Source organism: Vermiculatibacterium agrestimuris, assembly GCF_943193085.1.
Taxonomy (GTDB): domain Bacteria; phylum Bacillota; class Clostridia; order Oscillospirales; family Oscillospiraceae; genus Vermiculatibacterium; species Vermiculatibacterium agrestimuris.
Genome location: NZ_CALPCU010000055.1, coordinates 1 through 1486 on the forward strand (window position 1 = coordinate 1; position 1486 = coordinate 1486).

Sequence of the window (1486 nt, forward strand, 5' to 3'; positions counted from 1 at the left end):
ATCGGGAGGCGCCCCTTTTCTTTTACAGCAATTCTTCCCAGTATTCCACTGCGGCCTCCCAGGCCGCCCGGTTTTCCTCGGTCTGGGGCCTGGGCGCATAGCCCAGAGCGCGCAGGAACCGTCCGGTGTAGGCGGAAAAGATCTTGGCCCCGTCCTGGTTCAGGTGGCCGCCGTCGTACAGGTGTCTGGACACATCCAGCCCTATCTCCTCAAAGCCGTTGCGCCAGTCCACGAACCGCACCCCCTCGTTGGCCGTCACCTCCGCCTCCAGCTTGTCGTAGACCGCCTGGGGATACTGGCTGTAGGTGGGATTCACCGTGACGATAAGGTCGATCCCCTCCTCCCGGCACAGCGCCGCAATGCGGGCAAAGTCCGCCATATTCGCCGCCAGTACCTCCTCAGACTGGGTCAGCTCGTTGAGGAAGGGCTCCTGGGAATACTCCAGCGCCGGGAAGACCTCGTCCACAGCGGTGTGCCCCTTCCAATGATCCGCCCCGGCGGGAATGAGCTTCTTCACGTCCGCCGCCGTCAGCTCCTTCCAGCGGTCATGGTAAAAGTACAGGTCGAAAAAGAGCCCCAGCTTCTTCTCTGGCTCAGCGCACTCCAGAATGGCCTGCACCCTGTTCCAGCCCCAGGGCATGTATCCCAGATTGATCTGGGTGTAGTTCCGGTAGCGGTCAAAAAAGAGGGAACTGGCCTCCATCACCACCACAGAGGGGCTCTGGGTCTTCAGGGCCTCCTTCAGATACCAGTAGGTGATGGCGGGGACTTGCTCGCTGCCCCCCATCACATAACCGGTCAGGCCGCTCTCGCCGTACATCACGCCAGGGTTCCAGTCGCAGTAGGCGTAGGAGGAGCCCAAAAAGAGCACGTCGATAGAATCCCTGGGCTCCGCCAGGTACTGCTCCCAGGTAGAGCCGTAGTTTAAGTGCAGCGGCCGCAGCACCGCTCCGGCCAGGTGGAGCAGAAGGGCCGCCGTCACCAGAAAGGCCACACACCAGAGGGCCTCCCAACCTCCGCCGGTCGTCTTTTTCTTTTCCGCCGCTTCCATAGACAATGCCCCTACCTCCTTAAAAGCGCCCGTAGATAAAGTCCTGGGCGTTATAGCCTGTGCCATAGCTGCCGAAGATCACCACGATCATCAGCAGTCCCAGATAGACGCACCACCGCACCCACCGGGGCGCCTCCAGCACCCGCTGCGCCACATCCATCCGCTGGCTCAGGGCGTCCACCGCCGTCAGAAGCACCAGTCCCGCCCCTGCGGCCAGGAATTCCAGCCGATCCATGCCCATAGCCGCAAGACCCCCTGCGTCCCAGAGCACCGGCTTGACCATGTTCCGAAGCACCGCCAAAGCCCCGGAGACCGTCCCCGCCTCAAAGAACACCCAGGCTATGGTAGACAGTCCAAAGACCCAGGCCATCTGCCAAAGAGCAGTGATCTTGCTGTCCTCCCGCGGGAGGACAGCTCCCCGGCGGGCCCGCCCGG

At 62.5% G+C, this 1486-nt stretch carries 1 protein-coding gene and 1 pseudogene; both read right to left on the reverse strand.

What is annotated here, in order from left to right:
• Positions 1 to 22: 22 nt before the first annotated feature.
• On the reverse strand, positions 23 to 1057 hold the full coding sequence (locus NFR87_RS10395) for an SGNH/GDSL hydrolase family protein (RefSeq protein WP_251449425.1): 1035 nt from the start codon (positions 1055 to 1057) through the stop codon (positions 23 to 25).
• A gap of 13 nt (positions 1058 to 1070) precedes the next feature.
• Positions 1071 to 1486: pseudogene (locus tag NFR87_RS10400) on the reverse strand (hypothetical protein); the annotation flags it as partial.